Below are 19,106 nucleotides of genomic sequence, written 5' to 3'. Positions count from 1 at the left end.
CTTGGCTTATGTCTAAATGGCAAGGCGTTCAGGAGCTTCGAGAAGAAAAATTAAGCGCCTCACGGCACTTCTCGTTTCACTTTCTTATCCCAGTTCTCAAGCATCTTGTCCAGGGCCAGAAGGCTGTTCAGCCTCAGGCGGACTTTCCTGTTCTCCCAGTCTATCGAGCCCTTGAACTCGTTGAGGAGCTCAAAGACCTTCTCTGCTTCTTCCCTCGGCAGGTACTTACCATAGAACTCCTCCCCGCAGTGGGGGCACTTAAAGGCAAAACCCTCAATGGCCTCCATAAACTTCTCGCGGTCTCTGGTTATCTCCTCGGCGTTATCAATGTTCAGCATCTGCTCAATGAGCTCGCCCCAGTCGAGGGGCTTTCCGCACAGCGGGCACTTCGCCATCTCAATCACCCGTTCTCCCTGAGGAAGTTCTCAATCTCCTTTAGGATTAGTTTTATGGCCTTATCAAGGTTGGCCTTTCCGTTTGCCCCGGCGGCTCCCGCATGTCCTCCACCAGAGCCTTCAATGACGGGCCCGACCTTCTCCATGATTTTTCCGAGGTGGAGACCCTTCTTCACGAGGCTCTCCTTGGCCCTCGCCGAAATTCTCACGCCCTTCTTCTCGCTCCCGACTATCGCGATGTCTGCTCCGAGCTGGAGGAAGACCTTGCAGGCGTAGGACTCGTAGGCCGAGACCTTCGAAACCGCTATGATGTACTTCCTGAACTTTCTGATTTCGAGCCTCTGGCAGGCCTTCAGGACGGCCATCCTCTTAGCGTTATCGGTGTTCTCATCAACTACCGGGGCAACGAGGCTGAAGATTTCACCCATCTGGAGTGGAAACCTCTCCAGAATCTCACCCACGGCTTTGAAGGTCTTCGTGTTGGCAAAGCGGAAGTTAGCCGTGTCGGTGACGATTCCGGCCAGGAGGGCTCTCGCGCTTTCCTCATCAAGAAATCCGAAGTATTTGAACAGTTCCCACACGATTTCGGCAGTCGAAGTTCTGGAGGAGTCAACGACAGCTATGTCGGCCTTAATCGGCCTTTCCTTCTCGACGTGGTGGTCAACCAGTATGATGGTCTTTCCTTTGGGAATCTCAATTGGTTCGAGCTGTTCAAGGGAAGAGGTATCGAAAATCACAATTACATCTTCGTCAACGGTTGGGTCCCTCTCAACGGGGACGGGCGAGAGGGTTAGAAGTCTCTTCGCATAGGAGGAGACACTTTGGGCAACGCCTATCCTAACCTTCTCCACGCCAAGGGACTTTAAATAGCGGGCGAAGGCTATGGCAGAGCCCAGTGAGTCCGGGTCTGCGTTGTGGTGGCACAGGAGCAGGTAGGACCTGTCAAGCGAACGCTGGAGGAAGCGCTTGAGCTTAATCTTTCCCTTCATTTCAGTTCCTCCAAGGCCTTTTCAATCCTCTCAATAAAGCGTTCTGCATCTTCTACTATGCTCTCGGCCTCTTCTTCATTTGGGCGATAAGTGGGATCGTAGTCAGCCCGCTCCCTGCTTGTCTCGGCAAGTGAAAGCGCCTTTGCGTAGTATTTCTCAACGATACCGGTATTCACAAATTCAAGCCCGAATTTTGCAATAACTCCCCTATGGCTTTTTGTAACAACTCCTTTAGCACGCAGGAGGGCACTTGCCGCATAGAACATCGCATAGTATGCCCTGCTAATCGCGTCCCTGTAAAATCCATTCTCAAGAAGAACTCTGGCCGCTTCGAGAGATTCGTGGGCATCATTAAGGAGTATTTCGACCTCAGTGACCAACCCTAACCCCCTCCCTGCTCACGTTGATGTAAAACGCCGAGTTTATGCCCTTCATGAACTCGAACTCCTTGACGCTCAGGACTTTGGGGGACACGTAGATGCCGTACTTGAGAAGGTAATCAACTACAAGGTCGGCAAGCTTCTTCTGGCTCTCCCAGGAGTTTTTCTTAACAATCACGAGAATGTCAACGTCGCTTTCCTCACTGGCCTCTCCCCTTGCGACGGAGCCGAAGAGTATGACTTCGACGACGTTGTCTCCCAGCAGCCTCCTGACGTCCCTTGCGAAGGCCTCGGCTACTTCCCTGTGCCTCATTCTCCCACCGAGAAGATGTTGTCAAAACTGAATTTAACCCTTACCCGCAATCTCCCTCAGCCTTTTCTCCACTGCATCGTAGGCCTTCTCAAGGGCCTCCTCAATCAGCCTCTCCACGTCCACCTTGACGAAGACCGGGACTTCAAGGTACACCTCGATTTCAAGGTTCAGCGTGTCGTCTCTGTTTATCCTCGTCGTGACCTCTATGTCCTTGACTTCGCTCCTGTTCAGCTCGCTGAAGACGTGCTTTATTATGACGTTCTGGGCGAGCTCGCCGATGGCTATTATTTCCTCCTCGCTGAGCTCAGGGAGACCTATGTGTATAACGCCCCTCTGCTCCATGGCCACCACCAAAGGAGAAAAGGAGAGTCAGCCCGCGACGGGCGGCTTGAGTGAGGACTGAATCTTCGCGGTGAGCTCCTTCAGCTTCCCGTTGAGCTTCTTCTCCTGCCTCTCAAGGGCATTGAGGCGGACTTCGAGCGTCTCGACCTTCTCCTTGAGCTCCTCGACGGCCTTGGCCTTCTCGGTCTTGACGATGAGCGTCCCGACGGTCTTGTAGATGACGGCATCGTCGGGGAGCTTCTCGATCTCCTCAAGGGCCTTCCTGGCCTCGTTGAGCTCAAGCTGAACCTTCTGCTTCTGCTGGACGAGAAGCTGGAGCTGTTGCTGGTAGCTCTCAAGTTGGGCAAGCATAGACTGAACCTGGGGCGGAATGTTCTGCATGACAACACCTCCGTAACCGTGATGCCAGGTTAGAATAAGGGGCGGGCTTTAAATAGTTTAGGTAAGGGATAACACCGACCCCTCAAAAACCCAAACTTAAGTAGGAGGGGAGCTTCTGGAACCGAGCTTCTCGGTTAGCTTGTGCAGGAGAGCCCCGATCAGGAAGCCTAGGATAACGAGGGCAGTTAGGAAAAACCAGACCACACCGTCATCACAGGTCGTTGGAGTGCAGTTTCTTGTGAGGATAGCGTAGGTAACGATGGATGCGAGCACTACAGTAATTGTTGAGGCCACCCAGAAAGCCCCTGGATCAACCTTCACTTTTCGAAGGAATAGGAACGACGCGAGGGCGGGTACCGCAATGATGATGCCGACCTGAAGGAACTCCTCGACAGTGCTGGGCCCTTCGTCAGAGGGCGGAAGGAGCCTTATGGCGGCGATTATGGAAAGGTAAACGAGGAGAACAAAGAGGAAAGAGGTCAGGGTTCGGTTCATCATAAATCACCTCTTCCGGATTACGGCCGCCCCTTGAGCTTTTGCAATACATTATACACTACTCATCCTTATAAGTTTTACTATTAACCACGATTAAATGTTCTCTCTTTTGTTTTTTCAGAGAGAATTTTTTCAGAGTAGGGTCTCACGGCCGTTTTTGCCACATATCAAGCCGTGGGCGACCGACAGGCGCGCCATGTCTCAGACCCGGGGCCCTTCAGCCTCTCGTACATCATATCCTCGGGGGTTATTGGCTCTATGCGGAGCAGTTCCCTCCCATCCCTGATGAGGGCGGTCATCCCGTCAACGTCATTTTCCACCACAGTGCCGTCTTTGAAGACTGCCCTGAAACCCCCGATTGTGTCCAAATCGCGTCCAACCCTGTTCAGTACGACCTCGCCGTTGTGGAGCAGGACAAAGGAATCCAGCCCGCGAAGGCCTGATATTATGTGGGAGACAATGACTATGCTGACTTTCCCCTTCATTTCCAGGAACGTCCTCCCCAGCTCCACCTTTGAGACCACGTCCAGGTTGCTGAAGGGCTCGTCGAGGAACACTGCCCTCGGCCTCCCCGCGAAGGCCGCGGCGAGAAGGAACCTCCTCCTGTAGCCCTGGGACAGCTCTTTGAACCTCTTTTTCCTGTGCTCCCACAACCCAAACGTCTCAATGAGCTCATCGACGTTGTCCTCACCCCGGTACTCGGCCACCGCCCGCAGGTAGCTTTCAACCCTCACGCGCGGGGGTGCCACAGGGCGTTCGAGGGCAAAGCCGATTTCCCCCCTGTCCACGCTGCGATAGTCCCTGCCGAGGAGTTTAATGCTCCCCCTGTCCGGCCGTATGATGCCGGCCAGTATCTTAATCAGGGTGGTCTTTCCGCTTCCGTTCGGCCCCAGAATAAGGGAAAGCCCTCTGGACAGGGAGAAAGTAACGCCCTTCAGGGCCTTCACGTCCCCGTAGGATTTACTCAAATTTGAGCACTCCAAAAGCATACCCAGCAACACCCCCGATGAGCAGTACGATGGCCGGGACTGTCCAGTTCACCCTCCCCTGAGGAACGAACCTTACAACAACGTCGCTCGTCTGGTTCAAAATAACCAACCGTATCCCCCGGTTCTTCACTGAAATCGAGCCGGGGTTCTTCAGAAGGCCATCCCCGGTCTGGATGTACAGGGTGCAGTTCCCGGACGTCAGAACCCTGTACGTTCCCGCCGCCGGAAGAACGAGCTCTCTGCTCGCGACCTGAACTATGCTGAGGTCACCCGGCAAGTCTTTTCCCGGGGGCATGAAGAGCTGCAATTTGACCTCTACCGTAACGGGATGCACCACGCGATGGTGGCTATATGCAAAGAACGCGCCCGACAGCAGCACTGTTATCAGCATTATATGAAGGAATTTGACGTTAATAAAAATCACCCCCCTCGAAGAGCTTCACGGAGGCTACGGCGAGCGCCGCGTATAGCGCCATGCCACCATACACATACCCCGTGAGCGCCGCGGTGTCCGGCTTCCAGAGGAAGTAGGTGAACTTCACGAACGGCATCAGCAGGTCGTTGAGGTGCACCTTGGTGGTGGACATGATGCCCGCAACGAAAAGCACTGCCAGGGGTAACACCGGTTCCTTTGATACCGCGGACAGAGAGACCACGAGGAACGCACCGGCCGTTACGGAGAGGAAAGCGGCCACCGCAAGCGAAATGAAGAACCTCTGCCCCGGTGAGATTCCGGCCGTGTCTGAGATGCCCCAGAACACCACACCGGTATACGCCGCCAGAAAAACCGCATAGAGAACCATGAACAGGAGCCTTCCGGCCAGCGCCTTTTTCTTCCCCATCAGGGCGATGTCGTTCAGTATTGTTCCGCGGTAGATTGGCTCGGCCACAAGGAACGCTGCCATGAGTCCGCCGACGAGGAATAGTATGATGTGCATCTTTGAGACTGCAGTGAAGAGCGAGGATGTCTGGGAGGAAACGACGTCGGTGAAGAATTCCGGGTTGGATGTGGCGTTGGCGAGGTACCCGGAGGCGGTCTCCCGCAGTGCCGACGTCACCTCCCCGCTGGTGCCCACACCCCTCACCTCGAGCAGGAACTCCCAGAGCAGATACTGGACCGCGAGGGGCGACAGGATTAGGGTGAGCAACAGCTGCAGGTTCGATTTGACCTCCTCCCCGACCGTTTTGAGGGGCCCCATCTGGCTACCTCCTCCTTCTTATTGCCACCACCACAATCCCCACAACTCCGGCCCCAAGGGCGTAGGGTATGTATTCGGGCCACGACGGATAGGAGGGGGGCGTTATTGATTTCACGTTTTTTATGAACTCCAGCGCCTCGGGGGTTTTCTCGATGTTGATGAACATTATGACATCCCTGCCCTCGATTACTCCGAAGGGGTCCGCGTGGAAATAAAGGCTCCCATCCACCAGATACGGCCCCTTGAAACTCATGTCGATTGTGAAGTTTTCGTACCTATCCTCTATGCAGCGCATCGGCTCGTCGTCCTCCGGGAAGCTCCAACCCCTGCACCTCAGAATCCGGAACGGTTTGCTCTGGAGGGAGACGCCCCACCCCAGGCAGTTTTCCCTGCTGAAGTTCTTCGTGTACAGCAACGCCGGGATGGCCCTGAGCTCGATGCCGCTCGTGTAAAACGTGCCGTTTGCCGAAAACTCTGGCCAGTACAGGAAGAAGAAAGCGGGCCTTCCCGACAGCATGAACGTGTTGGTGTCCTTCTTTACCGTGAAGTTCACGGTCTTTCTCTCCACCGGGCAGCCCCTCACCACAGTCCCGTTCCGGTACAGCTCGCAGCGGGTGAAGACGACCGTCTCACGAACTATGTAATAGCCACCCTTCTCCTCGACGCTCATGTTTGTTATGCGGAACTCATAGTGGGAGGAGTCCTGTTTCCCGCCGAGCGCAATTACGCTGCCCTGCCACGTCAGGGGGGCCTCAACACCGGCCGAATATGCCTGTGAGAGGAACGTAAAGAATAAAAGGGTTGCAAGAGCGAACGCAGTTCTCGACATCAGGACTCACCCTCCCGAAGCCGGGTGCCAGCTGTTTATAACCATGCCGTTTATCCTCATGGCCATGTACTCCTCGTTGGGAATGAAGCATGAAACCTTGTCATCCTTGTCCACGATTTTTTCGACCTTCGGATGGTCCCAGAACCACTTGTCGGTCTTTTTGTAAACCGTCACGTGGTACGACGTCCTGACATAATAAGCCCTCCCGTTTCTGGCCTTGTAGGCAACGGGCTCATTGACCTTTAAGTGGACGCTATAAGTGATTTTTGTATATCCAACGCCAGGAGTGCTGTAGCTCTTTACCCTGTATGTGCCATCGGAGTAAAATCCTATGTATTTGTGTATTGAGTCGTCGTAGTTGGCCCACTGCCAGACACCCCATGCAGCACCGTGGTGGTCATTCCATGAAACGCTGAAGGACACCCCTACCCCGTTGTATGTCGCGCCAAGTGTGAGATGGGGTTCTATTCCTGCGTCTGTTGCCCCTGTTCTTGAACCCGCAGGAACTCCCCACACTGTCGCCCCCGCGCTCCCTCCAGTCACTCCAAAGACAAGCAGTCCCAACAGGACTGCAAGCAATGCCTTCAACTTCATGACGTTTCACTCCCATATAGCTGTTGGCAATATCTTATACACTACTCACCCTTATAAGCTTTACTACCTGCCACGATTAAGTGACATTCCTTTTTTTTGAACGGATAAATTTTTTCAGAGTTGAGTTTTACTGTCGTTTTTGGCCATGAGAAGCCAATAAGCCGGGTTGTAGAGACCTGACCTCCTCCCTGCTCTGAAGGGCGAGGCTTGAGAAAGAAAAATGTAAATCTAAAAACTGGCAGGCAGCGAGAAGAGACCGGAATCAGACCTCAAAAGAGTCCATCGCGACCTTAATCCACCTGAGGTATGAGTTGAGCGTCCCCCTGAGGGCTGAGTTGTCGGTGGCCTTGAACTCCAAGATGATTGCCTTTCCTTCCCTTCGGAAGTCTATCTCGCTCCTCCGGTACGGCACGGTTTCATGCTCCAGCCTCACGCTCTCATAGACGACCCTCGCAACTTCCTCGCTCGGGAACTCAATCCTGATGTAGCCCTCAACTGGAGGCTTTTCCACATTATCCACTTTCGCTACCCCCGATTTTGCTTATTATGAGCCCGATACTGGCAGAGACGAATATACCGAGTATGCTTGCAAGGGAAGCCAGTGCGTACATGTGCTCGCTCAGGACGCCGTAGGAATAGCCGACCTCACCAACGAGCAGGCCCAGCACTCCAAAGCTCGCTATCCCCGCTGCTCTAGTGAGTGAGACCTTTAAGTCTTTCTCCCAGACGAGCACGGTGGTAAGGAGGATTCTCACGAGGTATATCACGACGAAGAAGTAGACCACCTCAAGGGAGAACTCAGTCTCGAAGTTTATGCCCCTCCATGCGAAGAATATCGGGGCGAAGATGCCGTAGGTAACACCGGAGATTATCGTGTGTACTCTCTCAAACTGCCTCGTCCCCATAAGGTCGCTGTGGAGCATCAGCCCGACGAGAAAAGCCCCGATGCTGAAGTGGAGGCCAAGCTCCTCGCTTATCAGGGCCAGGGAGGTCGCGAGTATCATCACCAGGCCGAAGACCGCCTCGTCGCTCCTCAGCCTGCGAAGGTGAGTGATAATCCAAACCCGGTGCTTTATGCCGAGGACGTAGTTTATTCCCAGAACAGCACCCAAGAAGAGGGCGTCCTTCACGAGCTCAAAGGCTATCTCAAGGTAGCTCAGGTGGTGGAGCTCGAAGTTTATGAGAAGGTATAGAATAACAAGGGCACCGACCTCACTTATCACGGCGTAGGAAAGTGCAACGTGGAGGAACTCCTGCCCAAAGAAGCGCGTGAGCCTGAGCACTATTGGTGCCGAAGCCACCGCGAGGATTGCGGCCACTATGAAGTTGTCTGTTCTAATTTGGTAATCTGTGAAAGGAAGAGTTAGGAAGAACATCGTCGCGAGAGTAACCACGTATATCGGGAAGCTCTTCCTGCCACCAAGGCGAACCTCCTCTGGAGTGAGCTCAAGGCCCGCGTACATCATGAGAAAAAACACTCCAAGCTCAGCGAGGAGACTGAGTTCCTCCCTAGGGAGGTCGTGGAGAACGACACCGAGAAGAAGACCTGCGGAAATCTCACCTAAAAAGCCAGGATAGCCCAAGCGCTCTGCAATCTCGGCTAACACTCTAGCAACGGCGATTATGATGAAGACGTAACCTATAACGTCGAAGGCCACTGAAAGCTCCCCCCATGTGTTATGGCACTAGCAAGTTTAAATATTTTGGGAGCATATAAACTAAAGGCTTTTTAGGAATGAAAAAAACCGGATAACATGAGACACTACGAGTTAATCAAAATTAAAGAAGACGGAAAGCTGGAGCTTCCCCTTGAACTTGCGTATGAACTCGGGCTCGTTAAGGGGGCGTATTTTCTCGTAGAAGTGGACACCGACCTTAAGGAGGCCCACCTTGAGCGCGTTGCTCTCCCCGGGAAGAAGCTCGTAGAGGTTGAACTCGTAGTTGAGGACAGGCCAGGAGTTCTCTCCAAGGTCAGCGGGCTCTTGGGAAAACACGGGATAAACATACTATTCAGCGAGGGCGAAGAGTTAGTCGAGCTCGGGCTCTCCGCCATAGTCACCATAGTTGACGTCAGCGGGAGCAGGATATCGCTCGAAGAGCTTGAAAAGGGGCTTATGAAGGTTGAAGAAGTCAAAGAGCTAAAGCTCCGCGAGATAGAGTAGCAGGAGCAAAAAGAGCGCGAATAGCATTGCCCCTGTGTTGACCTCGCTGGGCTTCACGTCCTCTTTTTCCAGCACCAAGTTAAAGACGCCCGCCGCTTTGAGGAGCAGGAAGATTGTAAGAGCCACCGGGAGCGGATAGATGTCCTTCACCTTGGGAACAACACCCAAGACGAGGCCACTAACTAGAGTGACCAGTGCCAGGGCAAACGAGGCAAACTTCCACGAGAGCGGAAGGGCGGGGGCCTCCCCTTTCGCCAGGTAGTAGTTGAGCTTCGTAAACGAGACCAGAGTCCCAACGCTTCCGGCCAGGACTGCCCACTTCCATGCCCCTGCGAGGCCGGAGGAGATAAGCCCCTTGGCGTATGAGCCTATGAAGGGCGAAACCCCTCCTATTGCCAGGCTGAGCATCAGCACGGAGAGCGCCATGAGAGGGGCGTTTTTATACCCAAATTCGCCCAGCTTCCTCGACTTCTTTCCAAGGCTCCCGACGCTCAGGAAGAGACCGCCCTTAAAGAGGGAGTGGGCCATGGCATAGTAGGCCGCCCCCACAAAGTTCATGCTCGCTATCCCGAGGAGGACGTAACCCATCTGGGAGACCGTGTGGTATGCGAGCAGCCTCTTAGCGTCCTTCTGGAGGAGCGCCATGGCGACGCCGAAAAATACGGAGGCAACTGCCAGAACCATGGCCGTTTCACTAAGGCCCTCGCTGACGGGAAGGGCCGAGAATATGAGTATCATCCCGTAGACCGGCGCTTTGACGACGGCACCGCTCAAGAGGGCACTCACAGGGGTTGGCGCGAGGGAGTGGGCGTCCGGCAGCCAGACGTGGAGGGGAAAGATACCCGCTTTCAGGAGGAGGGAGGCGAAGGCTATCGCGATGGCGACGTTTATCTCTTTCGAGGACATCACGCTCTCCGAGATGAGCTCAAGGTTTAGATAGCCCGTCTTGAGGTAGATTACCCCAATCGAGAAGACAAAGAAGTAGGAGGCAAGCAGGGAGAGCATCAGGTACTTGTAAGCCGCCCTGACTGCTTTCTTCTCGCCGGACGAGCCGACGAGGGCAAATGAGGAAACAGAGGCGATTTCCATGAAGATGTAGAAGTTAAAGAGGTCTCTGCTCATGAAGGCCCCGAGGAGGCCGGCGTGGAGGAGTAGGAGCAGGACGAAGGCCTTCACTTCCTTAAAATAGTCCAACGAGTAAATGGCAACCGCGGTGAAAAGGACGAGCTCGGCGAGGACTATGGGGGTGTTGTGGGGATTGAGCGAGACCTCTATGCCCCCGATCCGGGGCCAGCCCCCGACCACTTCATTTCCTGCCCTCTCAAAGAGGAAAACCGCCCATGGAGCTACAGTCCCTGCGAGAAATGGATACTTCGCCAGTTTTTCAAGCCTCAGCGGGACAGTGAGAGCCGTGAGGAACGCGAAGAAGAGGGGTAACGCGGCGAGGAGGACTATCAAGCCCATTCACCCCCGTTGCGCAGTATCATCGCCAGAGCTAAGGCGGTTATTGCGACGTCGACGACGAGCGTCGTCAGCATCAGCGTGGCCGGGAGGGGGTCAACGGGATCCGAGGGCATTATTGGGAAATCTCCACCCTCGACGTAGCCGGCCCCGACGAAGAAGAGCACTAACCCGATAGAGAGCACGTTGATTGAGAGCACCTGCTTGAGAGGCTTTTCCTTTGAAATCAGCCCGTAGAGGCCTATGAGCATCACGATTATTCCAGCGGTTTCGGCGTTAATCACGGTCAACCCACCTCGACAGGACGTAGAACACGAGGATAAAGGACGTGCTCACCTTCAGGGCGACGCCTATGTTGAACGTCATTACAGTGCCCCCTGGGATATATGGGCGGAGGAAGTTCAGGAAGAACGCCCCAAAGGCCAGCCCTGCCAGGGCAACCCCCACCAACCAGAGGGCGGAAGCGGACTCCACGAGCTGGACAGTTCTGAGCGGGAAGTGCTTCTTCGTTCTCCGGTATCCATAGGCGGTCATGAGAAGTATGACGCTGACGGCGAAGAGGACACCCGCCTGAAAGCCGCCGCCAGGGCTCTCGTAGCCGTATATCGTCAGGCAGGCCCCATAAGTGACGAGGAACGGGGCGATGAGCTTTGTAGTGGTTCTGACCACGAGGCTCATCTTCATATCTTCCGCCTCCCTAGGAGCAGGTAGAACCCGGTCACTGCCGCGAAGAGGAGCGTCGCCTCGCCGAGGCTGTCGTAGGCCCTCCAGTCGGCGAGGATTGCCGTAACCAGGTTGGGAATCCCCACTTCCTTCCAGTGGGCCACGTAGTAGGCGTAGCTCCCCACGGCCTTGGTGTAGTCGAGGCTCAGGAGCTCGACCAGGAGACCCCCGCTGAGGAGCAGGGCAAAGAGGCGCTTCACTCCCCCACCTCCCTTATAGTGTAGAGGAAAAGGCCCGTCACTATCGCCCCGACGACGACCGCCGAGAGCGCAACATCGGGGGCCCTGAGCTGGATGAGCACCACCGTGAAGACTAACCCGAGCAGGCCGTAGCGGAGGACGGCCGAGATGAGCCTCTCAGCTTCCACCACTGAAATGGCGAGGAGTATTATCGCCAGGAGGAGCACTTCATGGATTATCCCAGGCATACATATCCACCGTCGCTTTGGGTTTTATCCCGCTCTTGTAGGCCGCCCTCGCTATCGCGTGGCTGACCATGGGGTTTATCATCGCTATCGTGAGGGCTATCACAAAGAACTTGAGCTTCACGACGAGGGGGAAATCTGAGGCCATGGCGAGCGCTGTGAGTATGCTTATCGCACCCCCGGTGTCGCATTTGGCCGTGGCGTGGAGCCTCGTGTAGACGTCGGGAAACCTGAGGAGGCCGAGCGTCCCGAAGAACATTATGAAGAGCCCAAAGAGGAGGAAGAGGGCTTCTATCACGACCTCACCTCCATGTACTTGGCTATGATGAGGCCTCCCACCGCGTTGACCATGAGGAGCACGATGCTTATGTCGAGGAGGTAAGGGGCGTCGTAGAGGAGCGCGAGCATCGCTATTATGACGGCGGCCTTCGTCGTGGCGGTGTTCAGCGCCACAGCCCTGTCTGCAAGGGTTGGACCGAACAGGACGCGATAGCTGACCAGCGTTGCCGTGAATATCAGGAAGGCGATTGCATAGGGCAGAATCACCAGAAGATTTTCTTCAGCCATTCCTCCAGCTCCCCCTTAATCTTCATTCCAATCTTCTCTTGGTCAAGAGTTTCAACATTAATCCAGTGCACGTAGAGATATGCTTCTCCGAGCTTCTTGTCAACGTCGAGGGTGAGCGTCCCAGGGGTGAGGGTTATTGAGTTCGCCAGGACGGTGAGCCCTGTGTTCGAGTGGAGGTCAGTCTTTACCTTCACTATCCCAGGGTTTATGTCCATCAGGATGACGTTTCTCACAACGCGGAGGTTGCTCTCGAGGAGGCGGAACGCCATGATGAAGAGGTACTGGGGAATCAGGAAAAGGAATATGTAAAGCGCCTTGGACAGCAGATGGCCTGTCTGCCTTATGTCGTCGGTCAGGAAGTCCCTCGTAATGAGGGCCACGATGAAAGTAACCACCGCTCCAGTAGCGAGATGGGGAGGCGAGAACTTTCCGCTCACAACCACCCAGAAGGCGAAGAGCGCCAGCCAGGTGATGCCCACCCTCTCCCAGGCGGGGAGCTTCTTTGCCTCGTAGCTCTCATAGAGAACCCTCTTTCGAACTTCCTCAAGGCGGCTTCGAAGATAGAAGTGGATGCGGCTCATATTGCTTATTTATGCCTTCAACCTAAAAAGCCTTTTGAAAGGATTCTCAGACCGGTGAAGGGCCAGAAAACTGCAGGCACAACATGAGGAGTGTTAGAAGAAAACCCGCTCACTCGTCTTTCTCGTCTTTTTGCTGCTTGGCCGGTTTCTTTAAGAGGGCTTCCTTGTAGTCCCATCTCCGCCCGTCTTCCATAATCCAGATTTTCACGAGGATCAGCGGGCCGACTGGCCTCTCCTTCGTGACGTCGAAGCGGTAGAAGTTTGCAGCCATCCCCCTTGGGTAGTTCTCGATTACTCCGATAACGTCGGTGTTGTTCTTGTCGGCTATCGTCTGGAGGCTCTTGTTGCCCCTCGGCACGAACTTTCCGCCTGTCAGCTCCGCAAAGACCTGGGCAAAGGCCGTGTGGTCTATGCCGACGCGCTTGGCAGTAGTGACGACAAAGGGCATCTCCTCTCGGATTGGCCTGAGGTTCCTGAAGCCTATCTCGCGCTGGAGTTTTATGCCGTGGAGGTAGAGGTAGCCGAGGTAGCCCCAATCATCTGGGTCAACCTTGATGAAGGTCATCTTGAGCGGGTTGCCCTTCCAGACGTTGATGATGAGAAGCCGCTCGTAGTCCCTGTCGTAGGCCTCCATGAGAAGGTCCTGGATAGTCTTCTTTCCTCTGGTCAGGTAGAGGGAGTTGGGGAACACCCTCTCAAGGTCGTGACCGAAGCTCCTCGTTCTCCTTGTCGGCCTGTGGGAAGTCGTTATCAGCATCATGGCAACCACTCATTCGGAGTTAGTTGATAAAAGCCTTTCGAAAGAAAAGGCTCAGATGGCCTTAACCCTTCTCGCAATCCTGGGGCGGGGCTTGTAGAGTATCTTGCTGCCGCAGTAGGGGCAGCGAACCTCTCTTGTGGTGGCGAGGTCGAGCTCGACCTCTTTACCGCACTTTGCACAGCGGTAAACAGCAACGACCATAGGAACCACCTCAAAGGATATAAAAAATCAGGCCTTGGAAGCGACGACGCGCTTCACGACCTTTCCGGCCGGAGTGGTCGGGAGGTAAGCACCGCCGGCAAAGGTTGCGCCGCACTTCTGACACTGCCAGATACCGGTGCTAATCCTCCTGACGGCCTTCCTTCCGCAGACCGGGCAGACGTGCTTCTGCTTCATCCTGGCCTCAACGGCCGCAACCCTTCTCCTTATCTTGAGACCGTACCTTGGACCGAACCTTCCAGCGGAACCAACCTTGGTAGTCCTTCCCATGAGCATCACCCCTAATTACCAACGGCTTTTCACGACTGGAAAGTGTTTCCGGAGACGTTTTATAAACCTTTGCATAACAAGCTTTGCTTGTGCAAAGCTTGACCAAAGGGATTTATACGCCAGTTAAACTCCGAACCGGGTGCGTGCACTCTGAGAATTTAAAGCTTTCTGTGGGGTTCCTATTATGCGCGCCCACTTCACCTTTAGTTCCCACCTGTATCTTCGGCATCCTTTGGACGCTTTCCTGAGACAGCAATTCAATGAGAAAATCACTCGAAATTTAGCTTTCCAGAAGGAGCTATGAACCCTGGTCAAACTTCGCGCAGGCGAAGTTTGAATGGTGGGCCCGCGGGGATTCGAACCCCGGACCTCCACCTTGTCAGGGTGGCGTCATAACCAGTCTAGACCACGGGCCCAGCCCAAATGTTGGTGGACCGGCCGGGATTTGAACCCGGGGCCTCCGCCTTGCCAAGGCGGCGCTCATACCAGGCTGAGCTACCGGCCCACCTGAGTGACGCCGATATTCCCTTTAGATAGGGGTTTATAAATTTTACGGTTGGTGCACTCTTTTAGACGCCCATCGAAAAGCTAATATCTTCCTCTGCATACAATCATGTGGTGACGCCCATGGGGTTTGACCCGGTTCTGGAAGCAAAGAAAATCGAGAAAGAAATAATCTCCTGGAGAAGGGACTTCCATATGTACCCCGAGCTTAAGTACAAAGAGGAGAGGACTTCGAAGATTGTTGAGGAACACCTCCGCGAATGGGGGTACAGGATAAAGCGCGTCGGGACTGGAATAATCGCCGACATCGGAGAAGGAGAAAAGACAATAGCCCTAAGGGCTGACATGGATGCCCTCCCCATCCAAGAGGAAAACGACGTCCCATACAAGTCCCGCGTTCCCGGGAAGATGCACGCCTGCGGTCACGACGCCCACACTGCCATGCTCCTCGGCGCGGGCAAGATAATCCCCGAGCACATTGATGAGTTCAACGGCAGGGTGAGGCTCGTCTTCCAGCCGGCAGAGGAAGGAGGCAACGGGGCACTGAAGATGATCGAAGGAGGAGCCTTGGAGGGTGTCGATGCAATCTTCGGCTTCCACGTCTGGATGAATCTCCCAAGCGGTGTGATCGGCATAAGAGACGGGCCATTCCTGGCGGGTGCCGGTATATTTAGCGGGAAGCTCATCGGAAAAGGAGGCCACGGGGCATCACCGCACGAGACAAAAGACCCAGTGCCGGCGCTCGCCGAGCTAATTCTGGCATACCAGACAATAGTCAGCAGAAACATCAACCCCCTCGAGACAGGCGTTGTGAGTGTTACGTCAGTCCACGCGGGGACGGCTTTTAACGTTATCCCGGAGACGGCCGAGTTCAAGGGCACCTTCAGGTTCTTCAAGCCGGAAATAGGCGAGCTGATAAAGAAGAGAATGGACGAGATTGCAAAGGGCACAGCAATCGCCCACAACCTTGAGTACGAACTTAAGATTGACGAGCTGACGCCACCAACAATCAACGACTCCAAAATGGCAGGGTTTGCGAGGAAGGTCGCGGAGAAGTACGGCCTGAAATACTGCGAGGTTCCGCCCACGATGGGAGCAGAGGACTTCTCATTCTACCTCCAGATGGTTCCGGGCGCGTTTCTGGCCCTGGGAATAAGGAACGAGGAGAAGGGAATAATCTACCCCCACCACCATCCAAAGTTCGACGTCGACGAGGATGTCCTTTACCTTGGGACTGCGATGGAGGTCGCCCTTGCCCTCGAGTTCCTTAAGTGAGCTTTTTCCCCAGTATCTCTATTTTTCCAACCTCTTTCGTGCCTGGAACTTCTACCTCTTCCGCGAGCACGGTCAGTACTTTCTCAAAGCCCAGGGCTTTAGCCCTCCCGCGGACAGCTTTTAAATCGCCAACTCTTCCCCAGAGGAGAAGGGAGACTCCGTCTCTGCCCGGAAGGTTCCTGAGGGCGTAGAATGAGTCGCCAACTTTTCCGCTTTCAACGGTGTAGTGAATTCCAGCTATGTTGTCTTTAAACGCCGAAAAGTACATGCTGTAAGAGCTTTGGAAGCGGCCGGCGACCAGTTCGAGATCCTTAACCTCATTCCAACCGAAATCAAGAGGTCTTACCTTCGCATCCTCTACCCTGTCCCCCGCAGGAATCCAGACCGTCCTACCCTTAAAGAGCTCAAGGTCAAAGCCAAGCTTCTCGTAGAAGCCCCTCGCATCTTCATCTGGCTGGGTCGTCAGCATCTCAGCCCCTTGTTCCCTGGCCACGTCCTCGACAAACTCCATAAGCGCTCTTCCAACTCCCCTGCCCCTGTAATCAGGGTGGACTTCGATGACGTCAATGTGGGCGATTCTTCTAACTTTTCCCCCGATAGGCTCCTCCGAGAATAGAACCTCGACTTCGCCGACGAGTTTTCCGTCAAGCTCCGCAACGGCCACGAGCTGGTCGTCGAGCAGGAAGTTGTTGAGGTGAATTGCGAGTGTCTCGATTGCCGTCCACGGCCCGCCCCAGATATAGCGGTCGTAAATGCCGCCGCTGAACTTCTCGTCGGCAGTGTGAACCTCAACTATCCCGCGAACGTCCTCAAGGGTCGCCCAGCGGATTCTCATCGCCCTCCCCCCAGATAGCCGAACTTTTTCAGGATGTGGGTTATAGCCTCCGCCCCACCGTCACCATAGGGCTTCTGGGTCACGTAGTCCGCTTTTTCCTTGAGGCTCTCCGGGGCTTGGGCAACTGCAACGCGGTAGCCGACGACGCGGAAGGCGTCCAAATCGTTCTCGCCGTCGCCGACGTGAGCGACTTCCTTGGGGCTTATTCCGAGGTACTCGCAGGCCTTCTCTATGCCGGTGCCCTTGTTAATCCAGGGCTTTTTCACGTGGATTGCAAAGCCAGAATCAACCGCGATGAGGTTGAGCCCAAGCTCCTCGATGATTTCTCTCACAGCCTCAATCGGAACCGTCCGGAGAACGACGAGGCCCGCTTTCCTCTCCATCATCGAGTAGCTCAGCTTTGCCTCGGGGTAGCGTTTCTTCAGCTCGCTCCAGAGTATCCACTCCTCGTCCATGTCCGTGAGAAAAACGCGCTCCCTCATCGTCCCCTCACCCTTCAGTGAGAGCGCCCCGCCGTCCTCAGCGATGACCGGCCCGCTCGTGCCGATGAAGACCGCAGCAGCTTCGGCAAAAGGAACAGAGTTCCCTGTGACGAGCATGACAGGGACGCCAAGCCTCTCGGCGAGCCTTACCGCCTTCAGGGCATCAATGCTGATTGTTCTGTCCCTGTAAGTTATTGTGCCATCTATATCAAGCGATATCGCCTTAATCCTGCCCATTTTTCATCCCAAAAATGAGAAAGAATGTGCAAATATAAGGCTTTCTACCCATTAATGGTCCTTTATTATCTCCCTGAGCACGCTAGTGGCATAGACACCCTTCGGCAGGAAGAAGCGGAAGCACATACCTGTTCCAGGAATGTAGCCATAAGTCATGCCAATCGGGCGAATCAAAAGCTCCCTCCTCCCGCCAGGCTCTGCCATCAGCTTTGGCAGTTTCTTGAATGTCTCAAGTGTTATGCCTTCCTCTTCGAGGATTCCACTTTCAAGTTGGCCAGGAAGCCCCTTTGCCTGCCTCATCGCGAAGCCGAAGAGCGGGCCCGAGACCATAGCCTGGCCCTTCCCAACCTTCTCAAGGACAAACTCGATGTTCGTCTCGGTGACGCGGTAAGTCCTGTCGCGGTAGGGGATGCCCCCCTTAACCTGGACGACGATATCGCCGACGAGGGGTTCATTTAGTGGGAGCCCCTCTTCAATCCTCCTCGAGAGGTAGAGGTTGAAGAGGTAGCTCTGGTAGGCGTGAATGAAGATGCGCATTATTGGAAGGGGCAGGGAAAGGAAGGCCCTCTTCCAGCTCCCTGTCTTCTTGTAGGTGTAGAGAAGCGTCCTCTCATAGCGGAGAAAACCTGGGAACTCCTCAAGGGCCCTTTCGACGTCGCCCGTCTCCCAGAAGGCCCTGCGCGCCTCGTCGCCCTCCATGCTCCCATCCGCGTAGCCCAAAAAGAGCCTCGCGGCTTCATCGAACTTCCCCTGGAGGAGGAGCTTCCCTATCAGGTGGTTCACGACGCGCCTCTCCCCAAAGCGCTGGTAGCCGAAGTAGTTGGGGAAGCCACCCTTCTCTCGGAGCTCCCTCACAATAGCCTTTGTCTTTTCAAACGCATCTTCCCCAACGTCCCTGACGATTATCCTAAACCGGTTGCCAAGCAGGTGGCCGAGTTTGATGAAGCGCCCGTATGAGACGAACTTGAGCTCGATGTCGCGGATCTGGACTGCTTCGACTTTCTCCTTCGCATCGGCGGGGACGCTTATGTACTGGTAGGTGACTGCGTGCCTGTCCTTAGTCCCTGCGAAGCCTATATCTCTGTGTCTTATCCCCGCCCGCTTGGCTATCTCCTTGACGGCCGCCATCGTGTCCCAGTTGCGCTTCTTGAGGAGGAAGATTGCGTGCTTTCTCCCCTCGAAGATTTGTGGGAGGGGCTCCTCGATGACAACGAAGTCCTCGGGAAAGACCTTGATTCTGCCCCCTATCCCGGGCTTCTCGCTGAGGTAGGGGAACTGGGAAAAGAACTCGCGGTAGTCCATGCTTCACACCAGCTTTAGGTGCCCTGTGACCTTGTCAACGAGCTCCTCCGGCCCGGGCCCTACGGCGAGGACTGTAACAGTTCCAGGAGGAATCTCAGTCAGTCCAGCGTCCCGGATCAGGGCCGTCGGCAGTCCGAGCTTCTCGGCTTTCTCCTTGAGCTGGAACAGTTCCTCAAGGTTCTCGGCCTTGACAACGACCTTCTTCTGGCCCTCGTGGAACCAGGCCTTGAACCACTCCGGCTTCTCCTTCTGGGCTTTTATTGCCGCCGTCACTGCCCCGTGTGCGACCTGGACTGCGAACTTGCCCTTGCTGAGCTTTAAGTCCTTCCTGGAGACTATAACCTGCTTGTACTTAAAGGCGCTCATGGGAGAAAAGAGAGGGAAGGAATTTAAAAACT

Annotated in this window: 31 protein-coding genes and 2 tRNA genes; 2 read left to right on the top strand and 31 right to left on the bottom strand. The window is 54.9% G+C overall.

Translation table 11 applies throughout. The features are described from left to right. Window positions 1-59 precede the first annotated feature (59 nt). The 14 genes from ACZ5ER_RS06205 to ACZ5ER_RS06140 all read right to left on the bottom strand — a co-directional run bounded on the left by ACZ5ER_RS06205 (window position 60) and on the right by ACZ5ER_RS06140 (window position 8,564). A complete protein-coding gene (locus ACZ5ER_RS06205) occupies window positions 60-395 on the bottom strand; it encodes a hypothetical protein (RefSeq protein WP_050003065.1) in 336 nt (111 codons plus the stop codon). Between the two features lie 5 nt (window positions 396-400). After that, entirely contained in the window at window positions 401-1,384 is a 984-nt protein-coding gene (locus tag ACZ5ER_RS06200; RefSeq protein WP_050003064.1) for a DHH family phosphoesterase, read from the bottom strand. After that, entirely contained in the window at window positions 1,381-1,764 is a 384-nt protein-coding gene (locus tag ACZ5ER_RS06195; protein ID WP_050003063.1) for a HEPN domain-containing protein, read from the bottom strand. Before ACZ5ER_RS06195 ends, ACZ5ER_RS06200 begins: the two co-directional genes overlap by 4 nt. Beyond that, window positions 1,754-2,077: a nucleotidyltransferase domain-containing protein gene (locus ACZ5ER_RS06190; protein WP_050003062.1), complete on the bottom strand. Its 324-nt coding sequence runs from the start codon at window positions 2,075-2,077 to the stop codon at window positions 1,754-1,756. Before ACZ5ER_RS06190 ends, ACZ5ER_RS06195 begins: the two co-directional genes overlap by 11 nt. A 33-nt stretch (window positions 2,078-2,110) precedes the next feature. After that, complete coding sequence (locus ACZ5ER_RS06185; RefSeq protein ID WP_050003061.1) at window positions 2,111-2,419, bottom strand: DUF3194 domain-containing protein; 309 nt, start codon at window positions 2,417-2,419, stop codon at window positions 2,111-2,113. 27 nt (window positions 2,420-2,446) lie between these two features. After that, complete coding sequence (locus ACZ5ER_RS06180; protein ID WP_050003060.1) at window positions 2,447-2,800, bottom strand: prefoldin subunit beta; 354 nt, start codon at window positions 2,798-2,800, stop codon at window positions 2,447-2,449. Between the two features lie 96 nt (window positions 2,801-2,896). Continuing rightward, window positions 2,897-3,295 (bottom strand): hypothetical protein, encoded by a 399-nt coding sequence (locus ACZ5ER_RS06175; RefSeq protein ID WP_464934028.1) that lies wholly within the window; start codon window positions 3,293-3,295, stop codon window positions 2,897-2,899. Window positions 3,296-3,462: 167 nt separating this feature from the next. Then, window positions 3,463-4,263 (bottom strand): ABC transporter ATP-binding protein, encoded by an 801-nt coding sequence (locus tag ACZ5ER_RS06170; protein WP_464934027.1) that lies wholly within the window; start codon window positions 4,261-4,263, stop codon window positions 3,463-3,465. Further along, window positions 4,256-4,675, bottom strand: a complete 420-nt coding sequence (locus ACZ5ER_RS06165; protein ID WP_464934026.1) for a hypothetical protein — start codon at window positions 4,673-4,675, stop codon at window positions 4,256-4,258. The genes ACZ5ER_RS06170 and ACZ5ER_RS06165 overlap by 8 nt, the downstream gene beginning before the upstream one ends. Window positions 4,676-4,694: 19 nt before the next feature. After that, the gene (locus ACZ5ER_RS06160) at window positions 4,695-5,483 is read right to left on the bottom strand and encodes a hypothetical protein (RefSeq protein ID WP_464934025.1); all 789 of its coding nucleotides are present in this window, start codon (window positions 5,481-5,483) and stop codon (window positions 4,695-4,697) included. A gap of 4 nt (window positions 5,484-5,487) precedes the next feature. Then, the gene (locus tag ACZ5ER_RS06155) at window positions 5,488-6,312 is read right to left on the bottom strand and encodes a hypothetical protein (RefSeq protein ID WP_464934024.1); all 825 of its coding nucleotides are present in this window, start codon (window positions 6,310-6,312) and stop codon (window positions 5,488-5,490) included. Window positions 6,313-6,318: 6 nt separating this feature from the next. Further along, the gene (locus tag ACZ5ER_RS06150) at window positions 6,319-6,906 is read right to left on the bottom strand and encodes a hypothetical protein (protein WP_464934023.1); all 588 of its coding nucleotides are present in this window, start codon (window positions 6,904-6,906) and stop codon (window positions 6,319-6,321) included. A gap of 262 nt (window positions 6,907-7,168) precedes the next feature. Beyond that, complete coding sequence (pcc1, locus tag ACZ5ER_RS06145; RefSeq protein WP_050003058.1) at window positions 7,169-7,417, bottom strand: KEOPS complex subunit Pcc1; 249 nt, start codon at window positions 7,415-7,417, stop codon at window positions 7,169-7,171. A gap of 1 nt (window position 7,418) precedes the next feature. Then, complete coding sequence (locus ACZ5ER_RS06140; RefSeq protein WP_050003057.1) at window positions 7,419-8,564, bottom strand: cation:proton antiporter; 1,146 nt, start codon at window positions 8,562-8,564, stop codon at window positions 7,419-7,421. Window positions 8,565-8,660: 96 nt separating this feature from the next. Between ACZ5ER_RS06140 and ACZ5ER_RS06135 the strand changes: the two genes are divergently transcribed. Then, window positions 8,661-9,068 carry an ACT domain-containing protein gene (locus ACZ5ER_RS06135; protein ID WP_050003056.1) on the top strand — a complete coding sequence of 136 codons (408 nt, stop codon included), beginning with the start codon at window positions 8,661-8,663 and terminating at the stop codon, window positions 9,066-9,068. On the opposite strand, the gene ACZ5ER_RS06130 is transcribed toward ACZ5ER_RS06135, so the two are convergent. The 13 genes from ACZ5ER_RS06130 to ACZ5ER_RS06070 form a co-directional block, all read right to left on the bottom strand. Continuing rightward, window positions 9,045-10,532, bottom strand: coding sequence for a proton-conducting transporter transmembrane domain-containing protein (locus ACZ5ER_RS06130; protein WP_464934022.1), 1,488 nt, complete (start codon window positions 10,530-10,532; stop codon window positions 9,045-9,047). The two genes, ACZ5ER_RS06135 and ACZ5ER_RS06130, sit on opposite strands and share 24 nt — an antisense overlap. Beyond that, complete coding sequence (locus ACZ5ER_RS06125) at window positions 10,523-10,813, bottom strand: cation:proton antiporter subunit C (RefSeq protein WP_050003054.1); 291 nt, start codon at window positions 10,811-10,813, stop codon at window positions 10,523-10,525. The genes ACZ5ER_RS06130 and ACZ5ER_RS06125 overlap by 10 nt, the downstream gene beginning before the upstream one ends. Next, the gene (locus tag ACZ5ER_RS06120; protein WP_050003053.1) at window positions 10,806-11,213 is read right to left on the bottom strand and encodes a Na(+)/H(+) antiporter subunit B; all 408 of its coding nucleotides are present in this window, start codon (window positions 11,211-11,213) and stop codon (window positions 10,806-10,808) included. Before ACZ5ER_RS06120 ends, ACZ5ER_RS06125 begins: the two co-directional genes overlap by 8 nt. Further along, a complete protein-coding gene (gene mbhE, locus ACZ5ER_RS06115) occupies window positions 11,210-11,452 on the bottom strand; it encodes a hydrogen gas-evolving membrane-bound hydrogenase subunit E (RefSeq protein WP_050003052.1) in 243 nt (80 codons plus the stop codon). The genes ACZ5ER_RS06120 and mbhE overlap by 4 nt, the downstream gene beginning before the upstream one ends. After that, window positions 11,449-11,679, bottom strand: a complete 231-nt coding sequence (locus ACZ5ER_RS06110) for a hydrogenase subunit MbhD domain-containing protein (protein ID WP_050003950.1) — start codon at window positions 11,677-11,679, stop codon at window positions 11,449-11,451. Before ACZ5ER_RS06110 ends, mbhE begins: the two co-directional genes overlap by 4 nt. Next, the gene (mnhG, locus tag ACZ5ER_RS06105; RefSeq protein WP_464934021.1) at window positions 11,660-11,974 is read right to left on the bottom strand and encodes a monovalent cation/H(+) antiporter subunit G; all 315 of its coding nucleotides are present in this window, start codon (window positions 11,972-11,974) and stop codon (window positions 11,660-11,662) included. The genes ACZ5ER_RS06110 and mnhG overlap by 20 nt, the downstream gene beginning before the upstream one ends. After that, the gene (locus tag ACZ5ER_RS06100) at window positions 11,971-12,243 is read right to left on the bottom strand and encodes a monovalent cation/H+ antiporter complex subunit F (protein ID WP_050003050.1); all 273 of its coding nucleotides are present in this window, start codon (window positions 12,241-12,243) and stop codon (window positions 11,971-11,973) included. The genes mnhG and ACZ5ER_RS06100 overlap by 4 nt, the downstream gene beginning before the upstream one ends. Further along, complete coding sequence (locus ACZ5ER_RS06095) at window positions 12,219-12,824, bottom strand: Na+/H+ antiporter subunit E (protein WP_464934020.1); 606 nt, start codon at window positions 12,822-12,824, stop codon at window positions 12,219-12,221. Before ACZ5ER_RS06095 ends, ACZ5ER_RS06100 begins: the two co-directional genes overlap by 25 nt. A gap of 109 nt (window positions 12,825-12,933) precedes the next feature. Then, entirely contained in the window at window positions 12,934-13,584 is a 651-nt protein-coding gene (locus tag ACZ5ER_RS06090; protein WP_464935126.1) for a ribosomal biogenesis protein, read from the bottom strand. 51 nt (window positions 13,585-13,635) lie between these two features. Further along, window positions 13,636-13,785, bottom strand: a complete 150-nt coding sequence (locus ACZ5ER_RS06085) for a DNA-directed RNA polymerase subunit P (protein WP_050003047.1) — start codon at window positions 13,783-13,785, stop codon at window positions 13,636-13,638. A gap of 27 nt (window positions 13,786-13,812) precedes the next feature. Then, on the bottom strand, window positions 13,813-14,073 hold the full coding sequence (locus ACZ5ER_RS06080; RefSeq protein WP_050003046.1) for a 50S ribosomal protein L37ae: 261 nt from the start codon (window positions 14,071-14,073) through the stop codon (window positions 13,813-13,815). Between the two features lie 338 nt (window positions 14,074-14,411). Continuing rightward, window positions 14,412-14,489 (bottom strand) — tRNA-Val (locus ACZ5ER_RS06075). Between the two features lie 11 nt (window positions 14,490-14,500). Beyond that, window positions 14,501-14,578, bottom strand: a tRNA-Ala gene (locus tag ACZ5ER_RS06070). Window positions 14,579-14,700: 122 nt separating this feature from the next. Between ACZ5ER_RS06070 and ACZ5ER_RS06065 the strand changes: the two genes are divergently transcribed. Next, entirely contained in the window at window positions 14,701-15,852 is a 1,152-nt protein-coding gene (locus ACZ5ER_RS06065) for a M20 metallopeptidase family protein (RefSeq protein WP_464934019.1), read from the top strand. On the opposite strand, the gene ACZ5ER_RS06060 is transcribed toward ACZ5ER_RS06065, so the two are convergent. The 4 genes from ACZ5ER_RS06060 to pth2 are packed head-to-tail and all read right to left on the bottom strand — an operon-like array spanning window position 15,845 to window position 19,074. Continuing rightward, on the bottom strand, window positions 15,845-16,687 hold the full coding sequence (locus tag ACZ5ER_RS06060) for an N-acetyltransferase family protein (protein WP_464934018.1): 843 nt from the start codon (window positions 16,685-16,687) through the stop codon (window positions 15,845-15,847). The two genes, ACZ5ER_RS06065 and ACZ5ER_RS06060, sit on opposite strands and share 8 nt — an antisense overlap. After that, a complete protein-coding gene (locus ACZ5ER_RS06055) occupies window positions 16,684-17,406 on the bottom strand; it encodes a phosphoglycolate phosphatase (protein ID WP_464934017.1) in 723 nt (240 codons plus the stop codon). Before ACZ5ER_RS06055 ends, ACZ5ER_RS06060 begins: the two co-directional genes overlap by 4 nt. Before the next feature lie 51 nt (window positions 17,407-17,457). Then, entirely contained in the window at window positions 17,458-18,708 is a 1,251-nt protein-coding gene (gene truD / locus ACZ5ER_RS06050; RefSeq protein ID WP_050003042.1) for a tRNA pseudouridine(13) synthase TruD, read from the bottom strand. Between the two features lie 3 nt (window positions 18,709-18,711). Next, on the bottom strand, window positions 18,712-19,074 hold the full coding sequence (gene pth2, locus ACZ5ER_RS06045; RefSeq protein WP_050003041.1) for a peptidyl-tRNA hydrolase Pth2: 363 nt from the start codon (window positions 19,072-19,074) through the stop codon (window positions 18,712-18,714). Between the last annotated feature and the right edge of the window lie 32 nt (window positions 19,075-19,106).

It is taken from the genome of Thermococcus marinus (assembly GCF_055389025.1).
Note: the sequence above shows the minus strand (reverse complement) of the source record. Positions and strands in the feature narration are given on the sequence as shown.

Excerpts from the sequence above, each read along its gene's own strand:
- ACZ5ER_RS06205 (WP_050003065.1), bottom strand. The coding sequence starts at position 395 with ATGGCGAAGTGCCCGCTGTGCGGAAAGCCCCTCGACTGGGGCGAGCTC.
- ACZ5ER_RS06200 (WP_050003064.1), bottom strand. The coding sequence starts at position 1,384 with ATGAAGGGAAAGATTAAGCTCAAGCGCTTCCTCCAGCGTTCGCTTGAC.
- ACZ5ER_RS06190 (WP_050003062.1), bottom strand. The coding sequence starts at position 2,077 with ATGAGGCACAGGGAAGTAGCCGAGGCCTTCGCAAGGGACGTCAGGAGG.
- ACZ5ER_RS06185 (WP_050003061.1), bottom strand. The coding sequence starts at position 2,419 with ATGGAGCAGAGGGGCGTTATACACATAGGTCTCCCTGAGCTCAGCGAG.
- ACZ5ER_RS06180 (WP_050003060.1), bottom strand. The coding sequence starts at position 2,800 with ATGCAGAACATTCCGCCCCAGGTTCAGTCTATGCTTGCCCAACTTGAG.
- ACZ5ER_RS06175 (WP_464934028.1), bottom strand. The coding sequence starts at position 3,295 with ATGAACCGAACCCTGACCTCTTTCCTCTTTGTTCTCCTCGTTTACCTT.
- ACZ5ER_RS06165 (WP_464934026.1), bottom strand. The coding sequence starts at position 4,675 with ATGCTGATAACAGTGCTGCTGTCGGGCGCGTTCTTTGCATATAGCCAC.
- ACZ5ER_RS06160 (WP_464934025.1), bottom strand. The coding sequence starts at position 5,483 with ATGGGGCCCCTCAAAACGGTCGGGGAGGAGGTCAAATCGAACCTGCAG.
- ACZ5ER_RS06155 (WP_464934024.1), bottom strand. The coding sequence starts at position 6,312 with ATGTCGAGAACTGCGTTCGCTCTTGCAACCCTTTTATTCTTTACGTTC.
- ACZ5ER_RS06150 (WP_464934023.1), bottom strand. The coding sequence starts at position 6,906 with ATGAAGTTGAAGGCATTGCTTGCAGTCCTGTTGGGACTGCTTGTCTTT.
- ACZ5ER_RS06135 (WP_050003056.1), top strand. The coding sequence starts at position 8,661 with ATGAGACACTACGAGTTAATCAAAATTAAAGAAGACGGAAAGCTGGAG.
- ACZ5ER_RS06130 (WP_464934022.1), bottom strand. The coding sequence starts at position 10,532 with ATGGGCTTGATAGTCCTCCTCGCCGCGTTACCCCTCTTCTTCGCGTTC.
- ACZ5ER_RS06120 (WP_050003053.1), bottom strand. The coding sequence starts at position 11,213 with ATGAAGATGAGCCTCGTGGTCAGAACCACTACAAAGCTCATCGCCCCG.
- ACZ5ER_RS06110 (WP_050003950.1), bottom strand. The coding sequence starts at position 11,679 with ATGCCTGGGATAATCCATGAAGTGCTCCTCCTGGCGATAATACTCCTC.
- ACZ5ER_RS06100 (WP_050003050.1), bottom strand. The coding sequence starts at position 12,243 with ATGGCTGAAGAAAATCTTCTGGTGATTCTGCCCTATGCAATCGCCTTC.
- ACZ5ER_RS06095 (WP_464934020.1), bottom strand. The coding sequence starts at position 12,824 with ATGAGCCGCATCCACTTCTATCTTCGAAGCCGCCTTGAGGAAGTTCGA.
- ACZ5ER_RS06090 (WP_464935126.1), bottom strand. The coding sequence starts at position 13,584 with ATGATGCTGATAACGACTTCCCACAGGCCGACAAGGAGAACGAGGAGC.
- ACZ5ER_RS06085 (WP_050003047.1), bottom strand. The coding sequence starts at position 13,785 with ATGGTCGTTGCTGTTTACCGCTGTGCAAAGTGCGGTAAAGAGGTCGAG.
- ACZ5ER_RS06080 (WP_050003046.1), bottom strand. The coding sequence starts at position 14,073 with ATGGGAAGGACTACCAAGGTTGGTTCCGCTGGAAGGTTCGGTCCAAGG.
- ACZ5ER_RS06065 (WP_464934019.1), top strand. The coding sequence starts at position 14,701 with ATGGGGTTTGACCCGGTTCTGGAAGCAAAGAAAATCGAGAAAGAAATA.
- ACZ5ER_RS06060 (WP_464934018.1), bottom strand. The coding sequence starts at position 16,687 with ATGAGAATCCGCTGGGCGACCCTTGAGGACGTTCGCGGGATAGTTGAG.
- ACZ5ER_RS06055 (WP_464934017.1), bottom strand. The coding sequence starts at position 17,406 with ATGGGCAGGATTAAGGCGATATCGCTTGATATAGATGGCACAATAACT.
- truD (WP_050003042.1), bottom strand. The coding sequence starts at position 18,708 with ATGGACTACCGCGAGTTCTTTTCCCAGTTCCCCTACCTCAGCGAGAAG.
- pth2 (WP_050003041.1), bottom strand. The coding sequence starts at position 19,074 with ATGAGCGCCTTTAAGTACAAGCAGGTTATAGTCTCCAGGAAGGACTTA.